The 4336-nt window shown below is 53.4% G+C and carries 4 protein-coding genes; all 4 read left to right on the top strand.

What is annotated here, in order from left to right:
• Positions 1-302: molybdopterin-binding protein (locus JCM12296_RS32785; protein ID WP_246805238.1), on the top strand; the 302-nt coding region annotated here is incomplete at its 5' end.
• On the top strand, positions 251-622 hold the full coding sequence (locus JCM12296_RS51160; protein WP_422699208.1) for a molybdopterin-binding protein: 372 nt from the start codon (positions 251-253) through the stop codon (positions 620-622). The genes JCM12296_RS32785 and JCM12296_RS51160, both read left to right, overlap by 52 nt.
• A 439-nt stretch (positions 623-1061) precedes the next feature.
• Complete coding sequence (locus tag JCM12296_RS32780; RefSeq protein WP_054701953.1) at positions 1062-3056, top strand: aldehyde ferredoxin oxidoreductase N-terminal domain-containing protein; 1995 nt, start codon at positions 1062-1064, stop codon at positions 3054-3056.
• A 32-nt stretch (positions 3057-3088) separates the two neighbouring features.
• Positions 3089-3622: a 4Fe-4S dicluster domain-containing protein gene (locus tag JCM12296_RS32775; protein WP_054701950.1), complete on the top strand. Its 534-nt coding sequence runs from the start codon at positions 3089-3091 to the stop codon at positions 3620-3622.
• Positions 3623-4336: the final 714 nt, after the last annotated feature.

Below are 4336 nucleotides of genomic sequence, written 5' to 3'. Positions count from 1 at the left end.
AAGCCTATGTGTACGTCCACCGCAAACCCCTGGTGGCGGTCGTCGCCACCGGTGACGAGCTCACCGATTTTCATGAACCGGCCATACCCGGCAAGACCGTGAGTTCCAACCTGTATGCATTGGCCGCCCAGGCGCTCGACGCCCAGGCGGTTCCCTTGAGCCTGGGCATCGTGGGCGACGATATAGAAGCCCAGCGGGCGCTGTTGGCCGAAGCGATGAACGCCGATGTCATCATCACCTCGGGCGGGACATCCCGCGGCAAGTACGACTTGGTGCAAAAAACCTTTACTTCCCTAGGCTGAAAACCCGCTATTCCAATATTTTCGTCAAACCCGGCAAACCGACCATCTTCGGTACCATCGGCAGGAGTCTCATTTTCGGGTTACCGGGCAACCCCGCCGCAGCCATGCTCTCGTTTGAACAGTTCATTCGTCCGGCACTGTTCAAAATGATGGGCCACCCCCAGGACTCGGATACATTTCCCACCCAATCACGCGATCTTCCATCGGACAGTCCGTTTGCCCGATTCGACTCGTTCAACCAATCAATGGGCGGCAACAGGGATCACCGACGCCCATCCCAGATTCCACTCGAAAAAAGCCGTTCAGGCAACCGCAGATAATCACGACGACCATCCGGACCATCTGAATCGGACACCCTGTCGGAACGGCTCCAGCGCTCTGCCCGTTCAAGCGTGATGTCATCGAAAAGGTGCGTTCCCCCCCTTCCCTGACAGACTCACGGCAGGTTTGCACCATCCCGACCCCATAGAAAATATCTCCATATAGAACCTTATTACCGAAAATTCGTTCGCCTCGATGGCGGCATGATTCATTTCGGGCCATTTTTTCTAAGGATAGAAAAAAATGGCCTTTCGCACGACTTTTGTATTGACACATAGCTACTATGTAGCCTAACTGTATCTACAGATAGATATATTCACATCTGGCCGTCAGTTTTTTCGACTGCTCATCGAAAGGATTGACATTAACGCCAAGGGGGCACCGGGGTTCTTCAGAATAGCCCCGGATTCAAGTGATAGACAAAAGAAGGGGTATACAATGCGATACGCCGAAACTGGATTCAATTTAGAAATCGATCTATCCCGCAGGAACATCGAACGGGTCGCCACCGACCCGAAAGACACCGAACTTTATCTGGGCGGACTGGGAACCAACGCCAAAATCCTATGGGACCGGGTTCCCCCCGAAGTCGAGCCTTTTTCGCCCGATAATCTGCTGATTTTCAGCGCCGGCCTGTTGTGCGGCACACCGGCTACCGGCTGCAACCGGACCATCGTATCGACCATCTCTCCCCAAACGCAGCTCATGGCCTTTTCCATGATGGGCGGTTTCTTTGCGCCGGAACTGAAGTATGCCGGTTACGACAAGGTGGTTCTGCGCGGCAAGTCCCCCGAACTGGTCTACATCTGGATCAACAACGACACCGTGGAAATCCGGGATGCCGCCCACCTGAGCGGCAAAGGTGCCATCGAAACCGCCGAATTGATTAAAAAGGAACTCGACGCGCCCAAGGCCCAGGTGGCGGCCATTGGCCTGGCCGGCGAAAACCGGGTCTATTTCGCTTCCATCGAACAAGGCCGCTCCAGTGCCAGCCGCGGCGGCATCGGCGCCGTCATGGGCGATAAAGGCGTCAAGGCCATTGTCGTCAGAGGAACCAAGGACGTCAACCTGGCGCGTCCGGACGAGTTCATCGGCCTTTGCAACGAAGTCCTCGAATATATCAAATTCAGGGAAGACAACCCCATTCCCGGGGTCATGCCGATCCTGGCCGGTCTCGGTTCACCCCAGGAGATGAAGGTCCACGACGAGAAGTGGCACACCGAGAACTTCATGTGGGGGAATTCACGTACCCGCCGCAAGGATTTCTGGACCCAGGAGGTTGCCGAGTCGTGGACCGACACCATGGAGACGGCCCAGACCCGTCTGATCAGCTGCTTCAACTGCCCCATGAAATGCGGTGCCACCATCTCCATGCCGGGGCTGCCCACCTACATGATGAAATGTTTCACCAAGTTGACCTACACCATGGGGGCTTATGCCGATTTGGATTTTGGTCTGAGCATCGCCCAGAAAGCAACCGAGTATGGCCTGGATGGATTCTCAACACCACAGGTCATCGCTTTCGCTTTAGAGCTTTTAGAACACAATATCCTGACCGAAGAAGATTTTCCGGGCATGCCGGCGGATACAAAGGAACGGTTCTATTATCTTCTGGATAAGATCGTTCAGCGTGAAGGCATCGGCGATACTTTGGCCAATGGCACCTACTGGGCGGCCCAGGCCATCGGCAATGGCGCCGATGCATTTGCCCACAACACCATCAAGAAGCACGAACAGCTGCCCCTCAAGCTCTCCATGCTCAACCCGATCTATTTCCTCATGTATTCCACCGGTGAAAAGATCAATATCACCCAGATCGAGGGCCAGTTCCCCCAGGCGCCTTTCCCCAAAATGGAGCAACGCGAGGAATTCGTCAAAGACTGGATCCAGGTTCCCGATGAAAAATTCAAACAGTACTTCCTGGATTGGGAGCCCCGCGGGGATAACTCGATCCCCTACTACCCCACTGCCCAGATGACCTGCGAAATCGTCGACTGGCAGGAGCGCATGCACTATATCGACGACGCCCTGGGCCAATGCGCCGGCCTCTCATCATTCCCCCTCAAGCCGCCCTATCATATCCACAACTACCCCAAATTCATCTCGGCCGGCACCGGTATCGATATGGATGAAGAAAAGCTCACCCAGGCGACCAAACGCTATCGTACCCTGGTCCGGGCCATCAACATCCGCCGCGGCATGCGCCGCAAGGATGAAGCGCCTCCGGCGAACCACTGGAAAAAGCGCTTTCCGGAACTCGAGAAAGAGTTGCTGGATACGTACTATAAATTCAAAGGCTGGAACAATGACGGTATTCCGACAAAAGAAGCGTTGCACGAACTGGGTCTGGACTATGTGAGCGAAGACTTCATCCGCAGAGGCGTCCTGTCGGAAAATGGTGACACCTCACCGGAATCGACGTCAGCGGAATAGCAAAGAATCCTAGCCAAGGGGAGATAACCGTCATGGGTGAAAAAGTCAAAAAAATCATCAAAACCTTAAAAATAGATGTAGACAAGTGCAATGGCTGCCGGGCCTGCGAGGTCATCTGTTCGGCCTTCCACGCCACGCCGAAATACAGCAGCAACAACCCCGCCCGTTCCCGGATTCGCATTATCCGTGATCCTTTCAGAGATATATATGTACCCGTGTACGCGGGCGAATATACTCCCGCCGAGTGCGCCGGCAGGGACAAATACCTGATTGACGGTAAGGAATATGATGAATGTTCCTTCTGCCGGGCCGCCTGCCCATCGCGGCCGGAATTCAAAGAGCCCGATTCCGGACTGCCGCTGAAATGCGATATGTGCGAGGGCGAGGATGAACCATTGTGCGTCAAGTGGTGCCTTGTGGACGCCCTGACGTATGAGGAGCGCGAGGAGGAGGTTGATGAAGCGGCCGTGGCGGACGAGATGGAGGCCGACCTTGAAGCCCTGATCGACAAATTCGGTGTCGAGAAATTGGGCAGCACCTTTGCGCGATTGGCTCAGAAACGCTGATATCGTTCGCCTGCCGGCGCTGACCCTGAAGATGATGTCACCCCTCGGCAGCACCCGGATCGCCTTTTTTTGCGTGTGCGGACCGGGTGTTTGCCGAGGATATGCACGTCAAGCTGAATTCGCCATCCATTCATGCCCCCATGAAGGCAAATTCGATAAGGTTGCCGGAAATTAATAATTCCCCCATGAATCCTTTCATACAATCGTCGATTTTCTAAGCAACGCCCCACCCTAAAACGCACCCCATCCATTCCCCAAAGGCCACTGGCAGCCTGCCAGATACGTTTTTCTTTATGGAGACCCTTGCCGGGTTTTCACACACCGCTCGACGCGCCACAGAACCCGTTTTTTCTATAGGTAGATACTCAAAAACCACTTTATCGCCAAATCAGCGAATATTTTTATCTATCAAGAGAAAATCTGAGAACAACCCCCCTCACTGCCCCAACATTGTATCTATATAGAGATATTTCCTGTAATTTCAATTTATTATTGACACAATACCCCACATGTCTTAATAGCTCGTAGAGCTACTATATAGCTTTTTTATAACCATACCGTTTGATGATTCACGTTGTGTGTTTTTCTCCTTTAATCAATGAACGGCGTTTATTCCGGCAAGCCGAACACCTTTTTAAATTGGCCTATAAAATGGCGCAAGTCCCCTTGATGGACACCGTGAGCCAAGACGAACGATAAAAGGAAGTGGAAACC

Origin of the sequence: Desulfosarcina cetonica JCM 12296 (assembly GCF_001311845.1) — a bacterium.
Classification (GTDB): Bacteria; Desulfobacterota; Desulfobacteria; order Desulfobacterales; family Desulfosarcinaceae; genus Desulfosarcina; species Desulfosarcina cetonica.
Note: the sequence above shows the minus strand (reverse complement) of the source record. Positions and strands in the feature narration are given on the sequence as shown.

What these genes read in the sequence shown, in the direction of transcription:
- JCM12296_RS32780 (WP_054701953.1), top strand. Translation starts at nt 1,062, where the DNA reads ATGCGATACGCCGAAACTGGATTCAATTTAGAAATCGATCTATCCCGC.
- JCM12296_RS32775 (WP_054701950.1), top strand. Translation starts at nt 3,089, where the DNA reads ATGGGTGAAAAAGTCAAAAAAATCATCAAAACCTTAAAAATAGATGTA.